Raw genomic sequence first — 25033 nt, 5'->3', positions numbered from 1 at the left:
ATGCCATGTTTGATATACAGAACTACGTAAAGGCGGAGTCGATAAAGGATGCCGTCAGGCTCCTTTCGGAGAACGAAGGGGCAAGGCTCATAGCAGGGGGTACGGATGTGCTCATAAAACTGCGTGAGGGGGATGAGGAGTTCTCAAGCCTTGTGGATATCCACAACCTTGAAGAACTGCGCTTCATCGACAAGGACTCAAACGGAGACATACGAATCGGCTCAGCCATGGATTTCACGAGCATCATCGAGCACCCTGTGATCAAAGAGAACATACCCGTTGTTGCCCAGTGCTCCCTCTCCATCGGCGGGCCACAGGTTCGCAACGTTGCCACCATAGGGGGGAACCTCTGCAACGGGGCGATCAGTGCGGATTCCATCTGCGGCCTTGTTGTTCTGGATGCCGTTCTCGAGACCGAAAGCATCGACGGAGCACGTGAGATACCGATGGATCAGTTCTATCTCGGACCCGGGAAAACGGTTCTGGGCGAAACCGAAGTCCTTAAGAACATACTAATAAAGAGGGAGAACTACGAAAACCGTGGTGCGTACTACTACAAGTACGCCATGCGGGACGCCATGGATATAGCCACCATAGGATGCGGAGCCTCCTGCTCTATCAATAACGGCAAGATAGAGGACTTCCGCATAGTCTTCACCGTTGCAGCGCCGAAGCCCACCAGGGCTCTGGAGGCTGAGGAATTTGCAGTCGGTCAGACCCCCTCCGAGGAAACGGCTGAGGAGATCGCAAAGAAGGTTATGTCCAGTCTTAACCCTAGAGATTCATGGAGGGCATCCAAAGCCTTTAGAACACATATAATACAGACCCTTGCAAAACGTGTCGCCATGAAGGCGATGGAGGATGCGGGAGCAGAGCTATGACAAAAGAGATAAACCTTAGAATAAACGGTGAGGAAGTCACCATCGATGTGGACATCCGCCTCTCACTCCTCGATCTTCTCAGAGATGAGGGATACACCAGCGTAAAACAGGGATGCGGAGTTGGCGAATGCGGGGCGTGCACCGTTCTCATAGACCAAGTCCCCACCGATGCATGCATGTATCTCGCCGTATGGGCGGATGGTAAAGAGATCCGTACATCCGAGGGTGAGGGGAGCGAAGGGAAGCTCTCCAGAGTACAGCAGGCGTATATCGACGCAGGCGCCGTTCAGTGCGGTTACTGCACCCCCGGCTTTATCATGACCAGCACAGCCTTTGTGGAGAAGCATAAGGGTGAGGAAGTGGACCGTGAAACGATAAGACGTGAGCATGCAGGGAATCTCTGCCGCTGCACAGGATACGAGACGATAATCTGCGCCGTTGAGGCGTGCCTCAACGATAAGGAATAGTTAATGAAATCGGTGCTGATCAGAAACGGAAACATAGTGACTATGAACAAGGAGAGGGGGATCATCAAGGGCGACCTCCTCATAGAGGGTAACCGGATAAAGCAGATTGCACCGGAGATCCCCTACGTCGCAGACGAAGTGATCGAGGCGGAAGGCTGCGCTGTTATTCCGGGACTGATCCAGACCCACATACACCTTACCCAGACACTCTTCCGTGGTCTGGCGGATGATCTTGAGCTTCTGGACTGGCTTAAGAAACGCATATGGCCCCTTGAGGCAGCCCACACCTACGAGAGCAACCATATCTCTGCCCTGCTGGGCATCTCTGAACTAATATCGGGGGGAACCACATCCCTCATAGACATGGGCACAGTGAACCACACCGATGCGGTTTTCGAAGCGGTAAAGGGTGCAGGAATACGTTTTATGGGTGGCAAGTGCATGATGGATCACGGAAACGATGTTCCAGACGGTCTCATGGAGGACACCGCCGAATCGGTGGCGGAATCGGTGAAGCTTGCCGAGAAATGGCACGGCTCCGAGGGGGGAAGGATAGAATACGCCTTCGCACCACGCTTCGTGGTCTCCTGCACCGAGGAGCTTCTTCTCAAGGTGCAGGATATTGCAAGGGATATGAACCTCAAGGTACACACCCACGCCTCTGAAAACCGCGGAGAGATAGCCATCGTGGAGAAGGAGCGGGGGATGCGCAATATACAGTATCTCCAGCAGCTCGGCCTCACAGGAGAAAACCTTATCCTCGCCCATTGCATATGGCTGGACGAGGAGGAAAAACGGATCCTTGCAGACAGCGGAACCATGGTAAGCCACTGCCCCAGTAGCAACCTTAACCTAGCCTCGGGGATATCACCCGTTCAGGAGCTTCTGGAGATGGGGTGCAACGTTTCCATATCCGCAGACGGCGCACCATGTTCCAATAACCTAGACATGTTCACCGAGATGCGCCACGCAACCCTTAAGCAGAAGATAAGCCGTATGGACTCCACCGCCCTCCCCGCATTGCAGGTGTTCGAGATGGCAACCCTAGGCGGTGCAAAGGCTCTCGGTAAATCGGATGAGCTGGGAAGCCTCGAGGAGGGTAAGCTGGCGGATGTGGCTGTGGTAAACCTCAATACGGTGCACAACGCCCCCAACTTCGGCCGGGATATAGTATCACAGCTTGTCTATTCTGTGAGGGCCTCCGATGTACTGCATACCATTGTAAACGGAAGGATACTTATGCGGGACAGGAAGCTGACATCCATAGATACAGCTCAGGTTCTGAGCTCTGCGGAAAAGGTCAGCGAGGACTGCATGAAGGTTATAGGCAGCCTTTAGCGGCCTCTGAAATCGATAAGCTCGGCAACTATGCTGAACGCTATCTCCACGGGGGATTCAGCGTTTATCTGCACGCCGATGGGGCATCTAACGTTCCTCAGTTCCAACTCGGAGAAGCCCTTCTCCATGAGGTTCCGATATATGATATCCCTCTTCCTCCGGCTTCCGATCATTCCGATATAGGCAGCACCGCTACCAAGGGATCTTTCAAGCACAGCCTCATCCAGCCTGTGGCCGCGGGTTATTATGGCTATACATGTTTTACGTCCGACTTCAAGGGTATCGAAGGCATCGGTAAGCTCAGCGGGGGTGAGCACCTCCTTCGCATCGGGAAAACGCCCCTCATCAGCAAAGCCCGGGCGATCCTCCACAACAATAACATCGAAATCTGCAATGGAGGCCAGCCTGCACACCTCAACGCCCACGTGACCGCCGCCGAAGATGATAAGGGTTCCACTGTCGCTGAAGGGGTTGACAAAAAACTTTGCCCCCTTTTCCATGAGCATCAGCGGAGAATCGGGTGTAAGCCCCCCTATGAAGATCCTTTCCTCTAGAGGGTGGGAGCTCCCCCTTTGGATTATCGAACGTATAACCGAATCATCACCCATCTCTAAAAGCCAGACCGAACCGGACGGAGAGGATGAATACTCCTTGAGGACACCACTCTGTGGACTGTCCGGCGTGAAAAGCTCAAGGATAATGCCGATGCTTCCGCCGCATATCATATCCACGTTAACATCGGTGTTCCCGGGGGTGAGGGTGTACTCAAGGATCTTGGAGGAGGTGCTCCCTTTGAACATATCCTCAGCCTCGGCCAATACCTTGCCCTCCACAAGACCACCCCCGATGGTGGAGAAGGTTTCCCCCGCTTCGGTTATGATCATACCAGCCCCCGGTTGTCTCGGTGTGGAGCCGGTGGCGGAATAGACAGTTGCTAATACAAAGCTTTTTTTATTATCGATGAGCTGGAGAGCTCTGGCTTCTATCTTCATGGCAGTCTCCTGAGTTTCGGAGTATAACAGAACGGACAAAAAAAGCACCCCGCAGGTTCTGCGGGGTGCAATAGAGAATATGTTAGGGGCCTTCCACTATGGAAGGTTTCTCAGATACTTCTTTTTCCGCCTCTTTACCTCTGGGGAGAACCACGTTGCATATGATAGCAGTGAGTCCGCCTGTGGTAATGGATGAGGAGAAGATGTTCTTAAGTACGGGGGGAAGGCTGTTAAGCACTTCGGGTACAAATGTTACGCCAAGACCAAGACCCATGGATATGGCTATGATAAGCATACCCCTGCGGTTAATGGTGCTTGAGGCGATAATCTTGATACCGGCCGCAGCAACGGTTCCGAACATAAGAACAGTAGCACCGCCGAGAACGGAGTTCGGTATAAGGCTGAACAGGGTTGCGAGAATGGGGAAAAGCCCTGCAACAACAAGGAGAAGGGCGATAAAATATCCCACATAACGGCTTGCAACACCGGTAAGCTGGATTACACCGTTGTTCTGGCTGAATGTTGTGTTGGGGAAGGAGTTAAAAACAGCCGCAATTGCTGAGTTTACACCATCACCAAGGACACCGCCGGAGATCGTCTTGATATACTTGTCACCCTTAATAGGCTGGTTTGAAACCATAGAGGTTGCTGTAAGGTCGCCAATAGATTCCACAGCGGTGATAAGGTATATGAGGGCTATGGGTATGAATGCGCTAAGGCTGAAATCGAAGAAGCCGTACTTGAAGGGAATGGGAGCTGCGAAGAGTGAAGCACCCTCAAGCTTGCTGAAGTCGATTAAGCCCATGAATGCGGCGATGACATATCCCACGGCGAGAGCCATAACGATGGCACCCATGCGGATAAAGCGGTTTGAGCTTCGGTTAAGTATAATGATAGTTATGAGTACAAGGAAACCGAAACCGAGGTTTGCGGGCTGGGCAAAGAGTTCGGGCTTATTCTGGTATATGTACATACCGCCACCGAAGTCGATCACAGCCACCTTAATAAGTGAAAGGCCGATAAGCGTAACCACAATTCCGCTCACAAGGGGTGTTATAACCTTGCGTACAGCCGGAAGAAAACGGCTGATGATAATCTCGATGAATGCGCCCACAAAGGCCACTCCGAAGATCATACGCAGAATCTCGGCGTCTCCGCCACCCTGACCTTTAACCATAAAGCCAACGGATATTACAGAGCCAAGGAAAGCAAAGCTCGTTCCCTGGATACTCAGAAGGCCAGAGCCTATGGGCCCGAACTTCCGGCACTGTATAAACGTTGCCACACCTGAAACAAAGAGAGACATGCTTATGAGATAAGCCTTGGTCTGGGGCTCAAGCCCGAGGACGTTTCCGATGATAAGGGGGGGTGTCATTATTCCGACGATGATCGCCAGAAGGTGCTGAATTGCTGCGTAGATCGATTCGCCAACCGGGGGACGGTCTTCCAAGCCGTAGATAATCTCCGCCTTGGGAACATTAGCATTTTCGTTAGACAAAGTGTTCCTCCTGCTGAAAATAAAATATTTTCAAGTCTTAAAACATAATGCTTGGTTCTCCTCGCAAGATCTGTGCCGCTTACAATACATTTGATAATATAAAATAAATTGTATAGCGTCAACAAATTTGCGTATACAGCCCCTTTCTTTTCATTGCATTATCTTTTTTTAGTACGATAATGGAAAGAGTTAGGGTAACTATATTTAAGGATTATTTAGCACATGGAGGTTTTCTATGCAAAACATTATATTTGATTTAGACGGAACCATAAGCAATTCCGCCGAAGGGGTGCGCCAGTCGCTCAATTTTGCCCTTACAGAGATGGGGGCTGAACCCGTTGCGGAAACCGATATTAATAGATACATAGGACCTCCACTCCAGGAGACCTTCGCTCAACTCCTCAAAACAGATGCTCAGGAAGTTATTGACGAGGCGGTGGCAAAATTTAGGCAGGATCACACAAATAGCGGTCATAAATTAAGCAGGATGTACACCGGGATTGAGAAGGCATTGAACGAGCTCAAGCGTGAAGGGCACAAGCTGTTTCTGGCAACCACCAAGTCTCAGGCTCTTGCAGAGAGCGTCATTGAACATTTCGGCATCGGCCACCTTTTCGACGGCATATACGCTGGAGGGGGAACCATGGACAAAACGGAGCTCCTCAGGAAGATCCTTGATGAACATTCCCTGAATGCCAATGCATGCATCATGGTTGGAGACAGGGATTTTGATATAAAAGGGGCTAAGGAGACGGGAATGCGGAGTGTAGGTGTTCTCTGGGGTTACGGAACCAGAGGAGAGATTGCGGATGCGGATTTCCTTGCCGCCACCCCGGACGTTATTCTCAAAAACATAAAGGAATACAGGAAATGAGGTTTTCGGATGCCTTCGGGATATCAACCGGAGATATTATAAGCATCACCGGCGGGGGGGGGAAAAGCTCCCTGATGAAGAAACTTGCGGAGGAGGCAGCGGGTAAGGTTCTTGTTACAACCTCCACCCGGATTGCCGCAGAGGAGCTTGATGATTTTGAGAACAAGGATACCACTGGAAGGCTCTTTGCAGACAAGGACCTCAAAAATCCCGGCGTGTACGCCAGTGCAAAGGTTGCAGGAGAAAAGGGTATAGGGCCCGACCCCGATGAGATATGCCGCATCGCAGGGCGCTTCGACCTTGTTCTTATAGAGGCGGACGGCTCCGCAAGGAAGCCCCTCAAAGGGTGGGAGAGCTACGAGCCTGTGATCCCCGAATGTTCAAACATAACCATAGCAGTGGCTGATATAACGGCGGTGGGTAAACCCGTATCCCCCTTAAACGTACACAGGTTTGAGATCTTCTCAAAGCTCACAAAGCTTAAAGAGGGGGAGACCTTCGGGGTGGAACACCTCGCAGAGCTCATAATGAGCGATGAGGGTTACTTCCGCTGCTCTTCGGGCAAAAAGTGTGTCTTTGCCAGCAAGATGGAGAGTGAAAACGACCGTCTCAACACCATTAAACTAAGAGGCCTCCTCCCTCCTGAATACACACTCTGCGGCGGGAGTATCCACAGCTCAAAGGCGGAGCTGTTTGAATGAAGCCCTCATGCCTTATAATGGCCGCCGGCCTCTCACGCAGGATGGGAAGAGAGAAGCTCCTCCTCCCGCTGGAGGACTCCACCATATTGGGATATATGCTCAGAAGCCTCCCCTTGGATGAGTTTGAAAGGGCTATTGCAGTAGTCTCATCAAAGGATGTGGCAGATATCTTCGAGAACATGGGGATCGAGGTTATCTTCAACCGTGCACCGGAGAAAGGGAAGAGTGAAACGATAAGGCTCGGAACAAAGGCTCTCGAGGGGGCATCGGGCATCATGTTTCTGGTGGCGGACCAACCCCTTATAAGCCCTGAAACAGTCTCAGCCCTTTGCAGGGAATACACTGAAAACCCGAATAGCATCGTTATACCTGTGTATTGCGGAAACGAGGGTAACCCCGTGATATTTCCGCCGGAGTGCTACGAACCTTTGCAAAACCTTTCGGATGATTCAGGTGGAAGGGTAGTTATCGAGGATAACAGAGGCATAGTTCGCAAAGTCGATTGCGGGGATAACTGCCAGTCGCTGGATACAGACACCGAGGAAGACTACAGAAAACTGCTGGAGATAATGGGTAAACTAAACCCCTAGATTTTCGGCGTATGAACCCTGTTGCGCCCTCCCCTCTTCGCCTCATAAAGGGCATCGTCCACACCCTTCAGGAGCGCATCGTGATTATCGTAATCCGTTATGCAGGCGGCTCCGAAGCTGGAGGTTATATTCCCCACCTCATCGAAGCTATGCTCTTCAATGGCCTTTCTCATATGCTCCGCAAGGGTTGCCGCCCCCTCTTCTTCCGTGGAGGGGCAAACAACCATAAACTCCTCTCCCCCCCAGCGGCCAAGTATATCTGTCTTACGAACAGTATCACCTGCAAGGTCTGAAAGCTCCTTGAGCACATAATCCCCCACAAGGTGGCCGTAGGTGTCATTCACACGCTTAAAATGGTCTATATCGAAGAGGATAACCGAATACGGCTCCTTATAGCGGAGGAACCGCTCATGCTCACTCTGGATAACGTCATCCAGCTTAACCCTGTTGAAGATACCCGTGAGCCTGTCCGTCACAGAGATGGTTTCGATCTCCTTCTTGGCTGTTATATCCTGACGTACCGCCATATAGCCGTATATATCCCCGGAACGGTTATAGAGGGGGGAGATAAAGGTATCAACCCAGTAAAATCCACCGTCACTCTTGAGGTTTTTGATTTCGCCATACCAGTTCTTGCCCTTCTGTATCGTATCCCACATCTCCTCAAAAACATGATCGGGCATGTCGGGATGACGGATTATGTTGTGGTTCTGCCCTATGAGCTCATCCCTTTCGTAAACGGATATATCGCAGAAAGCCTTGCTCGCATAGGTGATATTACCCTCCAGATCCGTCTGTGAGGTGATCACATACTCATCAACTATATTGATGTAGCGCTCCAGCTTCGCCTCATCCTCACGCTGTTTTGTAACATCACGCTGCACTCCGAAATGGCCGGTAATCCTTCCATCACAGTCGTACAGGCATATGTAATCCCCTTCAACGACCATCTCAGTGCCGTCGAAACGTTTCTCCACAGTATCTATGTGCATCCTTCCATTATCGAAGAACTCCCTCCAGATATCTCTTCCGCTTTCGATGTCGTGCTCAAAGAAATCCTTAGGGCGTAGACCGATAAAATCCTTCTCTTCTGCTCTATACTGCTGGAGCATAGCTTCATTGATCTTCGTAATCCTCTGGTTCTCGAAGATATAGTTCAGAAGCTTCTCCTTATCCGCATTGTCATCCCAGAATACAGGTTCATCAAGCATCATGAAGAAAAAGCCGGCAAGGGACTGGGCAAAGAAAAGATCAAGAAGCTCCTTGCTTTCACGCAGGTCGTTTTGTATGCGGACAAGATCAGTAATATCTCTAGTAGCTGCAAGGAGTCTCCTGCCATCCGGCATCAGGGAGATAGACATCTGAACATTTATGCGCCGGCCGTCCTTGGCTACGCAGGTTTTCTCAAACTTCTCGATGTAGCCGTGTTCGATTACATGGCGTATCGCCTGCTCCGAGCGAGGGATATCCTCCGGAATGCTCATCTCCCTACAGGAGGTTTTCATAATCTCTTCATAGTTGTAGCCGGTCATCTGAAGATACGCAGGGTTGCACTGGAGGAAGTTTGTTTCCAGATCCATTATTGCAATGCCGTCCCTTGTGGTGCCGAAGATGATCTCCATCTCGTTTTTCGCACTCTCAAGCCTTGCCTGCAGTTTTTTTCGAGGAGTTATATTGTTGAAATAAACCGAAAGCCTTTTATTAGAGGGGTATGCGTGTACCTCATACCATGTATCGAAGGGCTCAAAGTACTCCTCAAAATCCACCACAACCTGCTCTTGCATCGCTCTCTTATACTCGCGATGAAAAATAGAATCTCTTGCCTGGGGAAATAGTTCCCAAAGGTTTTTCCCCATAGATTCAGAGGCTTTCACACCAAGCTGAAGCTCGGCTCTTCGATTCAGATAGATAATGTTAAAATCTTCATCGACCTCAAAGAAGGCATCCGTTGTTCCCTCAATAATCTGCAGGGTGTGCTCCTTCTCTTCCTTGAGCATCTCCTCCCAAAGCTTCCGCTCTGTTATATCCTTATCCACACCCCTGTAGCCGGCGAGAGAACCCTTTTCATCAAAAACAGGTACTCCGTTGGTAAGCACACATATATCCCTGCCACTTCTTGAAATATGCCAGTTCTCCAAATCTACTATGGGTTCTTGATTCTTTATGATACGACTGAAGATCTCTCCAACCCTTTCGGCTTCCGCTTCGCTCATAAAGTCAAAGGGGGTTTTGCCGATAAACTCCAATGGAGTGTATCCAAGGATATCCGACACATTACCGGAGGCAAAGGTATACTGACCGGCGGAATTAACCTCCCACACCCAGTCTGAGGAGCTTTCAGTAAAATCACGAAAGCGCTTTTCGCTGAGCGAAAGTGCGTAATCCTTTCTGAGCTTTTGATAAAGGATCATAAACAGCAGAGCGAAAATCAAAAGGAAAGTTATGTGGATATATAATGAAGCATTGCCCATACTGACCCAGCCCTGCTCGGGCCTCGCATGCATCCGCCAGCTCCCGTTGGGGAAATTGACGCTCATATCAACGGCAGAAGGATCATCGACGATCGCTCCATCACCGTAAATAAGCTCACTACCCGGCTGTGCATCGGGGTTTACAAGGGCATACTCGATTCGAAAGCTTTCTGCCAAAGCATCCACACCTGATATCATTTTATCGAAATCCACAACAGAGGATACGATACCCCAGAACTCCTTTGCCCTGCCTTTCTCAATGAAAACAGGCGCCCTTCCCACTAGCCCTCTTCCCCCCTGAATGAGGTTTACGGGACCAGCAATAACCATCTCACCGGTTTCTGCGGCGAGGCGAACCTTTGGCCATTGATCGGGAAGGTTACGGTAATCCACGCCAATGATGGCCTCATTACCCTCAAGGGGGTATACGTGGGTTAAAACCAGCGAGGGTGCAATGGCGATGTTAAGCAGGCTGTTCGGCTTCTCTGTGAGAGCCTCGGCGTACTCTGAGAACTCCTCACCCGTTATATCGGGATTAACCCGTATGTATGAGGCCATAGAATGTATAAGTAATAGATTCGACGTTACAGTGGTTTCAAGCTTGGCTCTGATAGAGGAGAGCTCTGTCTGCATATCGGCAAGCTGGGTGGATTTCTGCTTTTCGTAGTATGCCCCCTGGGTAAGTGCATCGGCGGCGGCCAATAGGAGAAAAAGTACTAATGAGTACAGCACCAGCTTCTTTACATTTAAATTCACAAAGACCATCCTGTAACAAGTGTATTATTGAAACGAATTCCGCTGTGTTTATAAACTATTATAACTTCCGTATTATAAAAGATCCATAGTTCTCAATATGCTTAATAAGAATTTTATGCTTTATTTTAAAATGCTCAGGTGATAACAATAACTGATGTGCCTGATTATTTTCTCCTACAAACAGCACCCGCAGTATAAGCTGGTCTTTGCGGCGAACAGGGATGAGTTCCACTACCGCCTTACCAAAGAGGCGGGATGGTGGGAACCCGGAAGAGACATCCTCGGCGGAATCGACATAGAAGCCGGAGGGACATGGCTAGGAATAACCCGTACAGGGCGTTTTGCAGCCCTCACCAACTTCCGCAGTCCCGATGAAAAGAAAGAGAATATGCGCTCAAGGGGTATGCTCACCAAGGAGTTTCTAACATGCGATGTCAGCGTGGAAGAGTATACTGACAAACTTGAAGCGGAAGCAAAGGAATTCAACGGTTACAACCTTATATACGGTGATATTGATCACCTTCATTATTTCTCCAACAGGGGGAAAACACCCGCCGCAATCCCCGAAGGACTGCACGGTCTTAGCAACGCTCTGCTCAACGACCCGTGGCCTAAGGTTATGAGGGGTAAGGTTGGAATGGCAAAGATTCTCCAACAGGAAAGCATCACTGCCGAACAGCTCATGCTTATGCTGAAAGATGAGGTTAAGCCACCGGATGAGGAGCTACCCGAAACAGGTGTCCCGAAGGACTGGGAACGCTCTCTCTCCCCCATGTTCATTCGTGCAGGTGAATATGGAACAAGAGCCTCAACGGTAATCCTCATAGACTACGACAATAATGTGCACTTCCATGAAAGAACCTTTACTCCGGACGGTAAGATTACTGATATAAAAGAAGAGTTCCGGATACAGAGCTGATGAAGGGACTCTACACCGTATCCAAAGCCAGCGAGGCTTGCGTTGAGATCAAAAAATCCCAGTTCATCGCCTACCTCTTCCCTTACGCTTCTTTCAATGAGGCAATGGAGAATATACGGGGAAAACATCCCAAAGGGCGGCACTACGTCTGGGCGTACCGCACAATAAACGATAACGGCCAGATTGAAGAAAATTCCAGCGACGACGGCGAACCTAAAAATACGTCGGGCAAACCAACTCTTAAGGCGATGGAAGGGCATTCACTCATAGAATGTGCCATTATCACAGTGCGCTACTTCGGCGGCATAAAGCTTGGCACGGGAGGATTGGTTCGTGCATACAACGATGCTGCACAGAGTGTTATAGGCTCTGCACAGCTTATATCCATGGACTCTCTCTACACGGAAAGCATAACAGTCCCCTACGACAGGATACAGCCCCTTGAATACCTCATTGAAAAGGAGGGGCTTACAATTCTTGATCGCTCCTTCGACGCCCTCACAGCAACCTTCAAGCTTCAGGGTGAAGAGAACAGGTTTGCCGAGGTCAGAGAACTGGAAATATAGAACACTCTTTGCTATTGTTTTAAAATACCATACTGTTTCACCAACCTACACATTGCATCCCCCTAAAACATTCGCTAATAGTTTTTTTTACAACATTATCACCAGACACTTACCATGAATGTTCAAAATATAAAATAATTATACTTGCGAAACATATCCAACTTAGTTATATAAGTTATATAAGTTATACATTTAAACCATATATAAGGAGTTAACTTTGGATACTACACCTCTTTACTCGATGATTAAGGACTCGATCAAAGAGAAGATCGCCTCGGGCATGTGGGAATTCAGAAAGCCCATTCCATCGGAGGCTGAATTATGCAGAATTTTCGATGTATCACCCGGAACAGTAAAAAGAGCACTCCAGGAACTGGTAAATGAAGGATACCTGTACAGAAGACAGGGGATAGGGAGTTTTGTAGCAAGACCGAATTTTGAAAACAGCCTATACAGGTTCTTCCGTTATGATGTGGGCAAGGACAAATCCAGGCCAGTTCCAAGGTCAAAGGTTCTGATATCTGAGGTTATTGAAGCACCCGAAGATGTCTGTAAACACCTCATGATTGAAAAAGGTTCCTTGGTTGTCCACATAAGAAGGGTACGTCTTTTTGATGAAATACCTTTAGTTTACGAAGATCTTTATCTGCCTCACGAGCTGTTTGAGGGCATGGAGAAGAAAGATATCTCTGAAAAACTTCTCTATCCTATCTACGAGCAGGAATTCAAGGTTCTTGTGGTTAGTGCAGACGAGTATCTCAATGCGGCAACAGCCAACGAGGAGCAAGCACAATATCTTGGCATAGGGGAATGTTCCCCCCTTATCGAAATAACGAGAATAGCAAGAACATTCGGAGAAGAACCAGTGGAGTATAGAAGAAGCTTCGGCCGTGGGGATCGTTTCCGATATCATGTACGCATAAGGTAGATAAAATGGAAATTATCAGTATCTCAGGGGCTTACGATCTGCATATTCACACAGATCCATCTCTTTTCAACCGGATGGCGGATGATCTGGAGATGGCCGAACGATGTATGAAAGACGGCCTAGCCGGTATCATGCTTAAAAAACATCTAGCTCCGAGCACAATAGGAGCTTACCACGCTAACAAGCTTTATGACATAGAGGTATACGGAGGCATTGTCCTTAACAGAGCTGTTGGAGGGATTAACCCCGTAGCCACTGAAACAGCTGTAAAAATGGGGGGCAAACAGATATGGATGCCTACCATGGATTCAGCAGCCCATTCAAAAAGATATGGCAGCCCAGGACAACATGGGGCTCATGGTTCTGTATTAGAAACATCATATGAGCCCATTTCTATCTTAGATTCAGAAGGAAACCTTATACAGCAAGCCGAGGAAGTAATGGCCATTGCTAAAAATCATGATGCCATAGTTGGAACTGCACACATATCCAGAGAGGAAGTCCTTGCCCTTGGCGATCTCGCAAAGAGAATGGAGTTCAAAAAGCTACTGATAACCCATCCAGATTTTGAACCTCCTAACTTAAATGACGAAGACATTGAGAGGCTGATTTCTCAAGGTGCTGTGATAGAGATCTGTGCAGGCAACTTGTACCCCATCCCCGGAATGGGTTCTTTTGAAAACCACATTGAAATGATCAAAAAGCACGGTCCGGAAAATTTCATAATCTCAAGCGATGGTGGACAGTGGCGAAAACCCTGGCCATCCGAAATTCTTCGTATCTATGGACAGTGTCTTTCAGATAAAGGAATACCCAAGAGAGATATAGAAATAATGTGGCGAGATAACTGCCAGAGGCTGTTATCTGTCTAAAGGAGGTTCTAAGATGAAAGATTTATTAAACGGTGCTGAAATCTCAAGAAGAAATTTCCTCAGAAACAGCCTGGTGGGTGCAGGAGCACTCATGGCAGCAAGCAGCGGTTTCCCAGTTTTTGCAGAAGATTTCCCATCGAAACCAATCAATCACATTGTTCCTGCAAAAGCCGGAGGCGGATGGGACCGTTCCAGCCGTGTTCTGGCAGAAGCATGGGAGCCTGTGCTTGGTCAACCTGTTAAGTTCTCCTTCTCACCAGGAGCAAGCGGACAGATAGGTTTCGGCAAGATTAGAGCTGCTAAACCTGACGGCTACACAACCATTATGATGACAATAAGCATGCAGGCAATGGTTGTTAAGTATGGCAAACCTGCAGCAGACTTTAACGATATCGGATTCGTGGGCAATGTTATTAGCGACCCCGATTGTGTACTGATACATAAAGATTCACCATGGAACAATCTTGATGAATTCGTTGACCATGTGAGAAATGCTAAAGAGCCTGTTACCATAAGTGCTAGTCACCCTATTGCTTCGAACACTTTTGCTGCAAGAGTGTTTCTTGAGCTTATCGGCGGAAATGCAAAAATCGTACCCTTTGACGGCGGTTCTGCTGCAAGAAAAGCCCTCGCAGGAAAACACGTCGATGCATGTATAGCACCCTTCTTTAGTGCATCTAATCTTAAAGAATTCATTAAAGGTATCGGAATTTTCAACACAAAGAACCCTGCTCCTCACATATGGGAAATGCCGCCTGTGAACGAAGTGCTTGATGTTACCGTTCCCAACTTCGTTGAGCCGTTTGCCTTTCATATCAGAAGAGATGTAGAGAAGAAATATCCTGACAGGTATGCAAAACTTGTGGACACATTCAAAGAAGCTCACTTCTCTAAGAAGGCACGTGAAAAGGCGGCTTCCATCGGCATGGGTGACTTCATGGATTACTGGAGCCCTTCTGAATGCGAAGCATTCCTTAAAGACTTTCAGTCTACACTAAACAAATACGGACATTTAGTGACAAAATGAGCGAAAAGGCAGAAAAGAAATCAACTAACAGCCGGGGCGAATTATTCGTCCCGGCCCTTATGGCAGGTTTTTTAGGCGTATACCTATTCCAGACAGCAGATGCTCCTCGTGTCGCTATGGTTTGGCCATACATTATTATCGGTTTTACATCACTGCTGCTTATGATTGTTCTGTTCAACAACAGAGAAAAACTCCTGCCGTCTGCTGGAAGCAAAGAGTCGAGAAAGCATTACAAAAAACCGGCTATCCTTATAGCTCTGACTATTGTCTATCTAACAGCACTTCCATTTGCTGGTTTTACACTTTCAAGCTTTATCTACTTAGTATCTGTACTATTCTTTCTAGGCGTTCATTCAGTATTTCAGCTTATCCTTGTACCTGGAATAATATGTGCATTTCTATATCTGAGCCTGATAAAGGCGATGCAGATAAGCTTGCCCAGCATTGAACTATTTGGAATTTCTTTCTAGGGGGAATCATGGATTACGTATCAATGCTTGAAGGCATAAAGACTGTTCTTGAGCCAAGAATAATCCAGTTTCTAGTAGCTGGCCTCCTGTTTGGATTTATCATTGGCGCAATACCGGGATTCAATGACACCAACGTCCTGGCACTTGTGCTCCCATTCACAGTATATCTAGGCCCCATGCAGGCTGTAATGTTTATGATGGCTGTATTCTGCGGTTCACAGGCAGGAGGATCCGTTCCAGCCATACTGATGAACATACCTGGAACACCCTCGAATGCACCGACATGCATTGAAGGGTTTGCCATGACAAAAAAAGGTATGGCTGGCGAAGCATTGGGTGCATCCCTTGCAGCATCCACAATCGGCGGCCTTATAAGCGCCGTGGTCTGTTTCGTAATAGCCCCTATCATAGGAGTATACGCCTTATCATTTGGCCCTGCTGAAATGTTTATGGTGGCTGTTTTTGGTCTCACAGCAGTAGGCTCATTAACAGGTAAAAGCGTTTCGAAAGGTCTGCTTTCGTCTGCATTCGGGCTATTGCTCGCAACAGTTGGAACCGAAATCCAAGTCGGCTATACACGTTCAAGCTTCGGGCTATTTGAACTTTACGAAGGTTTCCCTTTGATACCTGTTCTGCTTGGTCTGTTCGGTTTCTCAGAACTGATCACGATGGTAAACGAAAAATCTATCATACAAGAGGGCAAAACATCATTCAAAGGTTACAGCTCTTTGTTTGAAGGTATGAAGAAAGCGGTTTCCATGAAGCTCAATCTTATCAGATCTTCTGTTATCGGGATTATTATAGGTTTAATCCCAGGTACCGGTGCAGCCATTGCGACATGGATAAGCTATGGGCAATCCAAGCAGTGGTCAAAAACACCTGAAAAGTTTGGAACAGGTGACTACGAGGGGCTCGCAGCAAGTGATGCCTGTAATAACGGGGTAACAGGAGGGGCTCTGATACCGACGCTAACCCTAGGCATACCCGGCTCAGGGACAACCCTGATTATAATGGCAGCACTGATGATCAATGGAATTCAGCCTGGCCCTAGCCTCTTTGTAGAGTTCAAAACAGAGGCATATGCGATATTTGCATCAATTGTACTTGTCAATATAGTTATGTTTTTCGCAGGGCTAGTAATTTTTAGATTTCTCCCCCATCTCTCATCAATACCAACAGTTATACTAGTACCAATAATTTCACTCTTCTGCCTTGTTGGCGGTTTTGCATATCGGGAGCTTCTATTTGATATGACGCTTGTGGTTATCTTCGGGCTTTTTGGTGCACTGCTTAAAAAATACGGCTACTCAATACCAGCAATGCTTCTGGCACTAATACTTGGACCGCTGGCTGAGAAAAACCTATTCTGGGTTCTCCAGCTTGGAGGATTAAAGCTTTTTATGCGCCCAATCAGCTTTGTGATTCTGATAATGACACTTCTGACTCTATTTCTTCCAATTTACCTATCAAAAATGAAAAAAACAGGAACTTCATAGACACGCCTCCTGGCCCGGTACAGTTATTGTCCGGGCTTTTTTTCTTTCTATCGATGTGATAGCATTCACTTATTATTGAACAGGAGGAGCTCCATGGATTTCAGAATGGTACACACCAATATCAATGTTCTAGATCTAGATAAGTCAGTTAAGTTCTTCGAAGAAGCACTCGGCCTGAAAGAGGCCAGAAGGTTTGAACAACCCGAAGGGAAGTTTATCCTTGTTTACCTTGAGGACGGGAAGTCAGACTGTCAGATAGAGCTTACATGGCTCAGAGACCGGAATGAGCCCTATAATCACGGCGATAATGATCTGCATATAGCCTTCGTTGTGGACGATTTCGAAGCCGCCCATAAGAAGCACAAGGATATGGACTGTATCGTATTCGAGAATATGGAGATGGGAATCTACTTCATAAAGGATCCCAACGGATACTGGCTGGAGATTATCCCTGCAGATAAGTAAAGGAAAACTCCTTTATCTATCTGAATAATTTCCCGTCCATGGAAATTATTCTGCCGTTCGAAGAAAGAAACTTTCCTCTCACTTACGCAAGCGCGCTTTCATCCATGAAAGCTTATGCTAATCATACAATCAAGGTTGATATGCAACAGGCTTCCAAGGATGGAAGCCCTGAAGGCGTAGCTGAATTGGGCTCTGCTCAATTCACGAAGCCGGAAGTAAGCGGAGCGAAGGCTTTGCCGAGCGTAGCGACAGGGAAATTCTCAGGATGATGAATTTCCCTGATGAATTAAGACTAAGGGGAAATTTTTATGTAAAAAGTTCCCCTTAAGAACCCCTTAAAAACTCCTTTATCTATCTGAATAATTTCCCGTCCATGGAAATTATTCCGCCGTTCGAAGAAAGAAACTTTCCTCTCACTTACGCAAGCGAGCTTTCATCCATGAAAGCTTATACTAATCATACGTTTGAGGTTGAAACTAATAAAGCCAACACGGATGTTGGCTCTGAAGTGAATAATATGGAGCTATGCTTCATATTCTGTAACGGAAGTAAGCGGAGCGAAGGCTTTGCCGAGCGTAGCGGCAGGGAAATTCTCAGGATGATAAATTTCCCAGATTATGTAGATGTTGGCCCTGAAGGCGTAGCTGAATTGGGCTCTGCTCAATTCACGAAGCCGGAAGTAAGCGAAGCGAAGGCTTTGCCAAGCAGAGCGGCAATGGAATTTCCATGGATGGGAAATTCCATAGACTAAACAGGATGATGAATTTCCCAGATTAATGACGACGTAGATCGTTATAAAGCATGCTGTCATGTGCCCGATGCGAGCAAAACAACGTGCCCCGTCTAGAGTTGTTTTGCCAGTAACCATTACTCACGTCACTAAGATATTGCACCCAAAACCCTTTCTTCTCTTCCCCGAATGTTTTTAAGCCGAGCGAGCGATTACTTTTCCGCCAGGAATATTTCCCGCACGATAACCATTGATGAATCTATGAATAATTGCTTCGGCTAACTGTGATAAGTTAATAACCTCCTCAGAATCAGGAAATATTCAGGAAAAGGGAGTGCGAAGCGAGGGAACCGTTATCAGTTATAAGTATTTTATTAAAATACTGATAACAATGACGGCTTAAAAACCCTGAGGGAATAGTTTTGCATACTTTTCTAAAAAGTATGTGGCGCGAAAGCGCAAGACAAAGAGATTAGTGGCTTATTTCTAATTTGAGTATGAAAGGAAAAAATCGCAGGGAACTTTTTAGGGAACAAAGTTCCCCGCACCCCTCAAAAACCCATTTTAATCTATCTGAATAAGATCAATATGCGAATTCGAGCATAGATTTTTCTTATGGATTTATTATATCTATACGCATAAACATGGAAGACATGAACACCCCATCCCTACATACATATGTTTACTGCCAAAATATGATTTATCATCAGACAGTTGAATAACCATCAATAAGCGATAAACTTTTTGCAATCCTATCCGATTAAACTATAGACACAAGCAATGTGGAAGGTGATTACATGAGAAAGAACGGTCTATTCGGAAAGCATCTCAAAAGGGTTCTGCTGTTTGTACAGGCAATTACCGTGTTCCTTGGCTCAATACAGTTTGCCATGAGCTATGAAAAGGCGAAAAACGCCGATCTTAATGAAATGGACCACGACCATCCTGTGGTACAGCTCGCCATGGTGAATGAGAGAACTGAAAGAATGTTTAAAGTCCTCTTTAAAGATTAATCAGCAGTCTCTGAAATACGAGTACCTTCACGCTCTTCTATCCTCTTTTCGGCTATGCCGTGCCCTATCCATATGACACACGCCAGAACAGCCATAACGATGGCCTTTGCATAAACAGCACTCTGGTATCTGGAAGCGAAGTGTTTTTTGAATCTGAATGCGAAGCCCCATAACAGAAGTATCCCTGCAAAGAACGGAATGGAAATGAGCAGAACGTTTCTGTCATCTGGGTTTGCCAGCCAGAAATGAAAGAACATCGCTATGATAAAAAGCAGTGCCCCTCCCCTGTGCACGTTAAGCAGTAGCTTTCTTGAAGGCTTGTATCTTTCAGGCAACAGCCTCCCCCAATACTCCCTGACGTATCTATACTTAAAAACCAGCACAGCCGCAGTTACAGATGTGTAAAGGGCGTATTGGGCAACGGTTCCGAGTAGTTCATGAATCAGTTTCAGCACTCTCAATCTCCTCTTTGTCCGCCCCGGCCATTGTTAGTATCCACCCCGCTATGAGAGCTGTCACAGGTGCCACCAGAACCAGTCCGATGCTCCCTGTAAGGGTGCGGAACACCTCAGCGGCCACGAGCTTGAAATTCATTATTCTCATGAAGGAGGTCTCCCTCGATACGAAAAGCATTATCAGGGTGAGATATCCGCCGGAATATGCGAGGAGAAGCGTTGTTGTCATGGTTCCCACCACAGCTCTACCCACATTAAATCCAGACAGAATAAGCTCCTTCATGGCGATGTCGGGACGTTTCGCCTTTATTTCATCCATAGAGGCGGCCACATCCATGGCAATATCCATTGCCGCGCCGGATGCCCCGATGATAACCGATGCGTAAAAGATCCTGAGCATGTCTAGATCCATATGCCCGGACAGTACAAGTGTCTGGGCGAAGGGCTGTGTCATCCCCATAAGACCGAGCCTGCTTCCAAAGAATACCGTAACGGCAATAGCCGCTGCAAGCCCCGTTATTGTACCTAAAAACGCTGCCACACCTTTCTTTGTAAAACCCGCCACTGAGAATATGATAACAAAGGTCAGCAGAGAAAGTGTCACAACGGTGTAAAATATCGGCTCACCCCCACCCAGCAGTCCGGGGATGAATATCTTCCAGAGGATATATAGAGAAGCAACGAAGGAAAGTAGCGCCTTTAGACCTATAAACCTGGCATAAACGATAAGCAGAACCACAAACACTCCGAAGAGCCCAAGCTCCCAGCCCTGCCTGTATCGATTGATGGTTTTTGCATCACGTATTTCTCCATTTTGAACGAGTAGTGCCGTAATCAGCTTATCCCCCGGCTCGTAGAACTCATCCATCTCCATCTGACCGAGCAGGTTGTTTATCGCTGTAACCCTCTCACCCTTGAATCTGGAACCGGTCAGCATAACCTCTGCAAGCTGGAAGCCTATCCTCCCTATGCCCGTATTAACAACCTCCGAGTTATCCACGGATATAACAACACCCTTTGCCTCGATTACATTCTCATTCTGCTCATCGGTGTTTGTAAGGAGAAAGGTGAATAGAGCGATGAGAACCAGAACAAAGAGAGGGGGAAAAACCCTTTTCATAATACCTCCGCAGAAAAAAGGCCGGACGCATGGGCTGCGCCCGGCCGAAAGAGAGCTTAAAAGAGACCTTTACTTGGAAGCTACATTGTAGCTGGAAAGCCTGAAACCGAGCAGTTCAGCCATGGAATGGGCGATCTGCGTGTTATCCTTGAAACCGCCGAACCTTTCAGCACCAACACCTATGGCAGACATGGGGATCTGGGTAGCTGTGTGGGCGAAGGTTGTCCACTGAACGTTTGCCCTTTCGGACATAAGGTGAGCAACTGCTATCTGAGTGGGTGTGTAGCCGTATGCGGATTTTCCGCCTTCGCTCTTATCCTGAACCTTCATGGCGATCTTGAGATCCATCCTCTCCCTGTCGGAGAGGTCGTTAAGACCGAAGTTCTTCTCAAGGTATGCGAAGAAAGCATCCTCGTCACCTGTATAAGCCTTTGAAAGCTTATCGTCCACGGAAGCCTTCTGAGCGTTGATGGCTTCTGTCTTGAGGAAATAGTTCTTTGCGAAGCCGAGTCCGAGACCGCCCGTTTCATGGTCACCAACTACAACGATGAGGGTTTCCTCAGGGTGCTGCTTATAGAATGAGTAAGCCTCTTCAACGGCTGCGTTGAAAGCGAGGGTATCGTGTACAGACCCTGCAACATCGTTGGCGTGGCAGGCGTGGTCGATCCTTCCACCTTCAATCATAAAGAAGAAGGGCTTGTTGTGCTGTGAGAGAACCTCGATACCCTTCGCTGTGAGCTCTGCGATGCTGGGTATATCGTTTGTGTTCATCCTGTCCACTTCGTAGGGCATGTGGCTGTATGTAAGGCCTGCAAATACTTTTTGGCCGTTGGGCTTAAAGTTGCGGAAGGGCATGGAGGCCTTTTCGCCAACGTATGTCACATATCCCATATCCTTGAGCACGGAGACAACATCGCCGCTTTTTCTCTTGGACTTGAGATGGCTGTCTTTGCTTACGAAGTGCCTGTAGCCGCCGCCAGCGATGTATTCAACGCCTGCATCAGCCATATCAGCGGCGATTTCGTTCTCGTTTCCTCTACTTTCGTTGTGGGAAGCGAAAACAGCGGGAGTAGCGTGGGTAAGGCGTGTAGTGGATGCAATACCTGTAACCCAGCCCTTGGTTTCAGCCACTTCTATAAGGCTTTTTACATCACGTCCGTCGGGGAGTTTGGAGATAACGCCGTTGTTTGTTTTGTACCCTGTTGCAAGGGCGGTTCCAGCCGCGGCGGAGTCTGTTACGAGTGAATCCGTTGAGTTGGTAGTGTTTATTCCTGCCACGGGGAACGTATTCATGATGAGCTTATAGTTCTTGTCACCCTTAACCTGCTGAGCATAGTACTCAGCAACCTGACGCTGGGATGCACCGAGGCCGTCGCCGATAAAGTAGAAAACATACTTGGGAGCCTTTGCCCAGGCACCTGCTGTGAAAACAGCAACGAGCATAATGGCTGTGAGCATACGAAGAGCGAATTTGTTCATTTGAAAACCTCCGGAGTTTTGCCCATATGTTACCCCTCCGGTGTCAGATTGTTGTCACAGTGTTCATAGCAAATGTTCAGAACAGATAATTTTTACCGTATCTAAAAACTTTATTACAACTGACTTTTATAGTGTTTTAATCCTCAGATAGTGATTCCCTTCAGTTACAGACTGTTAGACAGGTACAAATATCTCCACAAAAAAAGGCTCCCGCAGGAGCCTCTGTATTTGATTAAAGATTATCTAAATTCTTATATAAGCATCCGGCCGTCGATGGATTCCTCGCCCCATTGCCTGCTGAACATCTCGAGCAGATCCTTTATGGTGAGTCCGGAGCGTTCCTCACCCTCTATATCAAGAACAGGTCTTCCGCCGTGCATCATAACCGTTCTTGTGCCCAGGCTGAGTGCCTGCTTCATGTTGTGGGTAACCATAAGTGTGGTGAGGTTATATTCCCTGACCAGCTTCTCGGTGAGCTTCAGGATCTTGTCCGCAGTTTTCGGGTCAAGGGCCGCAGTATGCTCATCAAGTAGCAGAATCTTGGGTTGAACAAGGGTTGCCATGAGCAGTGTCAGCGCCTGACGCTGTCCACCGGAGAGGAGTCCAGCCTTATCCTTAAGCCTGTCCTCAAGCCCCAGATCCAGCATGGCAAGGTGTTCCTTGTAGAACTCCCTGTCACGGCTTTTAACCCCCATACCGAACCAGCGTTTCTGGCCACGCTTCATTGCGATGGCCATATTCTCCTCTATGCTGAGGGATTTGGCTGTTCCGCTGAGGGGATCCTGAAAAACTATGCCGATATATGTCGCACGCTTATAATCGTTTACGTTGGAAACATCCACATCATCGATGAATATGCTCCCAGTATCGGGGCGGAGATATCCCGCAATGAGGTTCAGAAGGGTTGATTTACCGGAGCCGTTGCCGCCGATAACGGTGATGAAGTCACCCTTCTTTATATCTAGGCTTACGCCGTCTATCGCCCTGTTCTCATTAACCGTTCCTGGATTGAAGGTTTTGCATATATTATCAACACGTATCATGAGCGCACCGCCCCGATCTTGCTCCTGAGCCCGGGGAACATAAGGGCTATTACAACGAGTATCGCCGTAATAAGGTTAAGGTCGCTGGGTGATAGCCTGAAATCCCCTATCTTTAGAGTTAGCGCAACGGCAATGGCGAGCCTGTAGGCTATGGAGCCGAGGATAACGCCGATAACCGCCTTCACTACCCCGTTGCTGGAAACCAGAGCCTCACCGAGGATAACAGATGCCAGCCCCGCAACAATGATACCGATACCCATATTGACATCGGCAAAACCCTGCGCCTGGCCCACCAGTGCGCCGGAGAGTGCCACAAGGCCGTTGGAGAGGGCAACGCCGAAGAATATCATCCGGCTCGTACTAGCCCCCTGGGCACGAACCATCTTCATGTTATCCCCCGTAGCCCGAAGAGCGAGGCCCACCTCGGTATGAAAAAACCATATTAGAACACCCGCCACAAGGCTCACTATGATGGCCAAAAGCACAACATTAGCCGCATAGCTGGGGAGACCGAAGATGTTTACCGATGTATATATCGTGTCAAAACCGAGAAGGGGTATGTTCGGCATACCCATTATGCGTAGATTAACTGAGTAAAGAGCGATCATTGTCAGAATACCGGAGAGCAGGTTGAGTATCTTGAGCTTGGTGTTCAGCATAGCCGTAACACAACCCGCCGCCGCACCGCCGGCAACCGCCACGATAAGCGTAACCCAGGGGTTGTAGCCCGAGGATATCATAACGGCGGATATGGCCGCCCCCATGGGGAATGAGCCGTCCACCGAAAGGTCGGGGAAGTCGAGGGCTCTGAATGTTATAAAAACACCCAGAGCCATTATACCGAATACAAGCCCCTGCTCTATTGCTCCGAAGAATGCGTAGAGGCTCATTTAATAACCTTGTCCGCCTTGTCTATAACAGATTGGGGAACCTCAACGTTCATCTCTTTAGCAGCCTTAAGGTTTATGAAAAGCTCAAGGTCACTCTGGAACTGTACCGGAATACTGCCTGGCTCCTCACCCTTGAGGATACGGCAGAGAACCTCGCCAGTCTGAAGACCGTGCTTGTAATAGTTGAAGCCTTTTGCTCCAAGTGCCCCTCTGTCAACGGAATCGGTATCACCCATAACAAGGGGTGTGTCGGACTCGTTAGCCACCTGAATAACAGACTCAAGGGCGGAAACAACGGTGTTGTCCGTGGGGATATATATGGCGTCCACCCTGCCGATGAGGGATTTAGCCGCCATGTATACAGCACCGGAGTTTGCCGCTGTTGCGGCGATGAGCTCCATGCCGAAATCATCCGCCGCTTCCTGGGCGAGGTCCGCAAGTGCACGGCTGTTCTGCTCGCCGGGGTTGAAGATTATACCGAGCTTCTTGACATCAATACCTATATCCGTAAGGAGAGCGATCTGCTCCTTAACGGGGGTAAGGTCAGAAACGCCTGTGATGTTTTTACCCGGTTTTTCGATGGAATCTGCAATCTTTGAACCAACAGGGTCGGTAACCGCAGAGAATATGAGGGGGATGTCCTTTCCGGACTGCTCTATTACATGTTTGAGTGCCTGCGTGTTAAGGGTGGCGATACCGATAACGATATCCTTATTGTCGCCGGCAAACTTCTTTGCTATCTGGTTTGCTGTGGCAACATTACCCTGGGCTATCTGAACATCGTAATCGATGTCTGAGCCTTCGGCGTATCCGCATTCTGCGGCTTTGTCTATGATCCCTTTCCTTGTTGCATCAAGGGCGGGGTGTTCAACTATCTGGCTGATACCAACCTTAATGGGTGCGGCATAAGCAAAAACGGGGATAATCATTACAGCAAGAAGTGCTGTGAAAAGCCTTTTCATCATCCAACCTCCGTGGTTTCTAGAGGTTAG

At 48.0% G+C, this 25033-nt stretch carries 25 protein-coding genes; 16 read left to right on the top strand and 9 right to left on the bottom strand.

The window, feature by feature from the left end:
• Positions 1–5 precede the first annotated feature (5 nt).
• Genes xdhB through K300_RS0100220 form a run of 3 tightly spaced genes read left to right on the top strand, consistent with a single transcriptional unit; the run spans position 6 to position 2686 of the window.
• Positions 6–881: a xanthine dehydrogenase subunit XdhB gene (xdhB, locus tag K300_RS0100230; RefSeq protein WP_022849644.1), complete on the top strand. Its 876-nt coding sequence runs from the start codon at positions 6–8 to the stop codon at positions 879–881.
• Positions 878–1348 carry a xanthine dehydrogenase subunit XdhC gene (xdhC, locus tag K300_RS0100225; protein ID WP_022849643.1) on the top strand — a complete coding sequence of 157 codons (471 nt, stop codon included), beginning with the start codon at positions 878–880 and terminating at the stop codon, positions 1346–1348. Before xdhB ends, xdhC begins: the two co-directional genes overlap by 4 nt.
• Before the next feature lie 3 nt (positions 1349–1351).
• A complete protein-coding gene (locus K300_RS0100220) occupies positions 1352–2686 on the top strand; it encodes a 5'-deoxyadenosine deaminase (protein ID WP_022849642.1) in 1335 nt (444 codons plus the stop codon).
• Here the strand turns inward: K300_RS0100220 and K300_RS15820 are convergent.
• Together K300_RS15820 and K300_RS0100210 are read right to left on the bottom strand one after the other, a co-directional pair.
• Positions 2683–3678: an XdhC family protein gene (locus K300_RS15820; protein WP_022849641.1), complete on the bottom strand. Its 996-nt coding sequence runs from the start codon at positions 3676–3678 to the stop codon at positions 2683–2685. The genes K300_RS0100220 and K300_RS15820 overlap by 4 nt on opposite strands.
• Positions 3679–3760: 82 nt before the next feature.
• Positions 3761–5176, bottom strand: coding sequence for a uracil-xanthine permease family protein (locus K300_RS0100210; protein WP_022849640.1), 1416 nt, complete (start codon positions 5174–5176; stop codon positions 3761–3763).
• A 235-nt stretch (positions 5177–5411) separates the two neighbouring features.
• Here K300_RS0100210 and K300_RS14020 point away from each other — a divergent pair, with 235 nt between their 5' ends.
• Genes K300_RS14020 through K300_RS0100195 form a run of 3 tightly spaced genes read left to right on the top strand, consistent with a single transcriptional unit; the run spans position 5412 to position 7341 of the window.
• Complete coding sequence (locus K300_RS14020) at positions 5412–6050, top strand: HAD hydrolase-like protein (RefSeq protein WP_022849639.1); 639 nt, start codon at positions 5412–5414, stop codon at positions 6048–6050.
• Entirely contained in the window at positions 6047–6751 is a 705-nt protein-coding gene (gene yqeC / locus K300_RS0100200; RefSeq protein ID WP_022849638.1) for a selenium cofactor biosynthesis protein YqeC, read from the top strand. Before K300_RS14020 ends, yqeC begins: the two co-directional genes overlap by 4 nt.
• Positions 6748–7341 carry a nucleotidyltransferase family protein gene (locus K300_RS0100195; RefSeq protein WP_022849637.1) on the top strand — a complete coding sequence of 198 codons (594 nt, stop codon included), beginning with the start codon at positions 6748–6750 and terminating at the stop codon, positions 7339–7341. The genes yqeC and K300_RS0100195 overlap by 4 nt, the downstream gene beginning before the upstream one ends.
• Here K300_RS0100195 and K300_RS15815 read toward each other — a convergent pair.
• A complete protein-coding gene (locus K300_RS15815; RefSeq protein ID WP_022849636.1) occupies positions 7338–10568 on the bottom strand; it encodes a PAS domain S-box protein in 3231 nt (1076 codons plus the stop codon). The two genes, K300_RS0100195 and K300_RS15815, sit on opposite strands and share 4 nt — an antisense overlap.
• A 154-nt stretch (positions 10569–10722) precedes the next feature.
• Here K300_RS15815 and K300_RS0100185 point away from each other — a divergent pair, with 154 nt between their 5' ends.
• From K300_RS0100185 to K300_RS0100135, 10 genes are all read left to right on the top strand, one after another.
• Positions 10723–11487 carry an NRDE family protein gene (locus K300_RS0100185; protein ID WP_022849635.1) on the top strand — a complete coding sequence of 255 codons (765 nt, stop codon included), beginning with the start codon at positions 10723–10725 and terminating at the stop codon, positions 11485–11487.
• Positions 11487–12053 (top strand): IMPACT family protein, encoded by a 567-nt coding sequence (locus tag K300_RS14010; protein ID WP_022849634.1) that lies wholly within the window; start codon positions 11487–11489, stop codon positions 12051–12053. The genes K300_RS0100185 and K300_RS14010 overlap by 1 nt, the downstream gene beginning before the upstream one ends.
• Positions 12054–12294: 241 nt before the next feature.
• A complete protein-coding gene (locus K300_RS0100175) occupies positions 12295–12981 on the top strand; it encodes a GntR family transcriptional regulator (protein ID WP_051135275.1) in 687 nt (228 codons plus the stop codon).
• 5 nt (positions 12982–12986) lie between these two features.
• Entirely contained in the window at positions 12987–13853 is an 867-nt protein-coding gene (locus tag K300_RS0100170; protein WP_022849632.1) for a DUF6282 family protein, read from the top strand.
• A 13-nt stretch (positions 13854–13866) separates the two neighbouring features.
• Positions 13867–14880 carry a Bug family tripartite tricarboxylate transporter substrate binding protein gene (locus K300_RS0100165; protein ID WP_022849631.1) on the top strand — a complete coding sequence of 338 codons (1014 nt, stop codon included), beginning with the start codon at positions 13867–13869 and terminating at the stop codon, positions 14878–14880.
• The gene (locus K300_RS0100160; protein WP_022849630.1) at positions 14877–15350 is read left to right on the top strand and encodes a tripartite tricarboxylate transporter TctB family protein; all 474 of its coding nucleotides are present in this window, start codon (positions 14877–14879) and stop codon (positions 15348–15350) included. Before K300_RS0100165 ends, K300_RS0100160 begins: the two co-directional genes overlap by 4 nt.
• Positions 15351–15358: 8 nt before the next feature.
• The gene (locus K300_RS14005) at positions 15359–16846 is read left to right on the top strand and encodes a tripartite tricarboxylate transporter permease (RefSeq protein ID WP_022849629.1); all 1488 of its coding nucleotides are present in this window, start codon (positions 15359–15361) and stop codon (positions 16844–16846) included.
• A 93-nt stretch (positions 16847–16939) separates the two neighbouring features.
• A complete protein-coding gene (locus K300_RS0100150; protein WP_022849628.1) occupies positions 16940–17311 on the top strand; it encodes a VOC family protein in 372 nt (123 codons plus the stop codon).
• 439 nt (positions 17312–17750) lie between these two features.
• Entirely contained in the window at positions 17751–18062 is a 312-nt protein-coding gene (locus K300_RS0100140; RefSeq protein WP_022849626.1) for a hypothetical protein, read from the top strand.
• Between the two features lie 776 nt (positions 18063–18838).
• Positions 18839–19054 carry a hypothetical protein gene (locus tag K300_RS0100135; RefSeq protein WP_022849625.1) on the top strand — a complete coding sequence of 72 codons (216 nt, stop codon included), beginning with the start codon at positions 18839–18841 and terminating at the stop codon, positions 19052–19054.
• On the opposite strand, the gene K300_RS0100130 is transcribed toward K300_RS0100135, so the two are convergent.
• The 6 genes from K300_RS0100130 to K300_RS0100105 form a co-directional block, all read right to left on the bottom strand.
• Positions 19051–19509, bottom strand: coding sequence for a hypothetical protein (locus K300_RS0100130; RefSeq protein ID WP_022849624.1), 459 nt, complete (start codon positions 19507–19509; stop codon positions 19051–19053). The two genes, K300_RS0100135 and K300_RS0100130, sit on opposite strands and share 4 nt — an antisense overlap.
• Positions 19490–20629 carry a YibE/F family protein gene (locus K300_RS14000; protein ID WP_022849623.1) on the bottom strand — a complete coding sequence of 380 codons (1140 nt, stop codon included), beginning with the start codon at positions 20627–20629 and terminating at the stop codon, positions 19490–19492. Before K300_RS14000 ends, K300_RS0100130 begins: the two co-directional genes overlap by 20 nt.
• 69 nt (positions 20630–20698) lie before the next feature.
• Positions 20699–22108: an alkaline phosphatase gene (locus tag K300_RS0100120; protein WP_022849622.1), complete on the bottom strand. Its 1410-nt coding sequence runs from the start codon at positions 22106–22108 to the stop codon at positions 20699–20701.
• Between the two features lie 251 nt (positions 22109–22359).
• The gene (locus tag K300_RS0100115) at positions 22360–23151 is read right to left on the bottom strand and encodes an ABC transporter ATP-binding protein (protein WP_022849621.1); all 792 of its coding nucleotides are present in this window, start codon (positions 23149–23151) and stop codon (positions 22360–22362) included.
• Positions 23148–24041 (bottom strand): ABC transporter permease, encoded by an 894-nt coding sequence (locus tag K300_RS0100110; protein WP_022849620.1) that lies wholly within the window; start codon positions 24039–24041, stop codon positions 23148–23150. Before K300_RS0100110 ends, K300_RS0100115 begins: the two co-directional genes overlap by 4 nt.
• The gene (locus tag K300_RS0100105; RefSeq protein ID WP_022849619.1) at positions 24038–25006 is read right to left on the bottom strand and encodes an ABC transporter substrate-binding protein; all 969 of its coding nucleotides are present in this window, start codon (positions 25004–25006) and stop codon (positions 24038–24040) included. Before K300_RS0100105 ends, K300_RS0100110 begins: the two co-directional genes overlap by 4 nt.
• Positions 25007–25033: the final 27 nt, after the last annotated feature.

Origin of the sequence: Limisalsivibrio acetivorans, assembly GCF_000421105.1 — a bacterium.
GTDB lineage: Bacteria > Chrysiogenota > Deferribacteres > Deferribacterales > Geovibrionaceae > Limisalsivibrio > Limisalsivibrio acetivorans.
The sequence above is the reverse complement of the archived record's forward strand: the minus strand, read 5'-3'. Positions and strand labels throughout refer to the sequence as shown.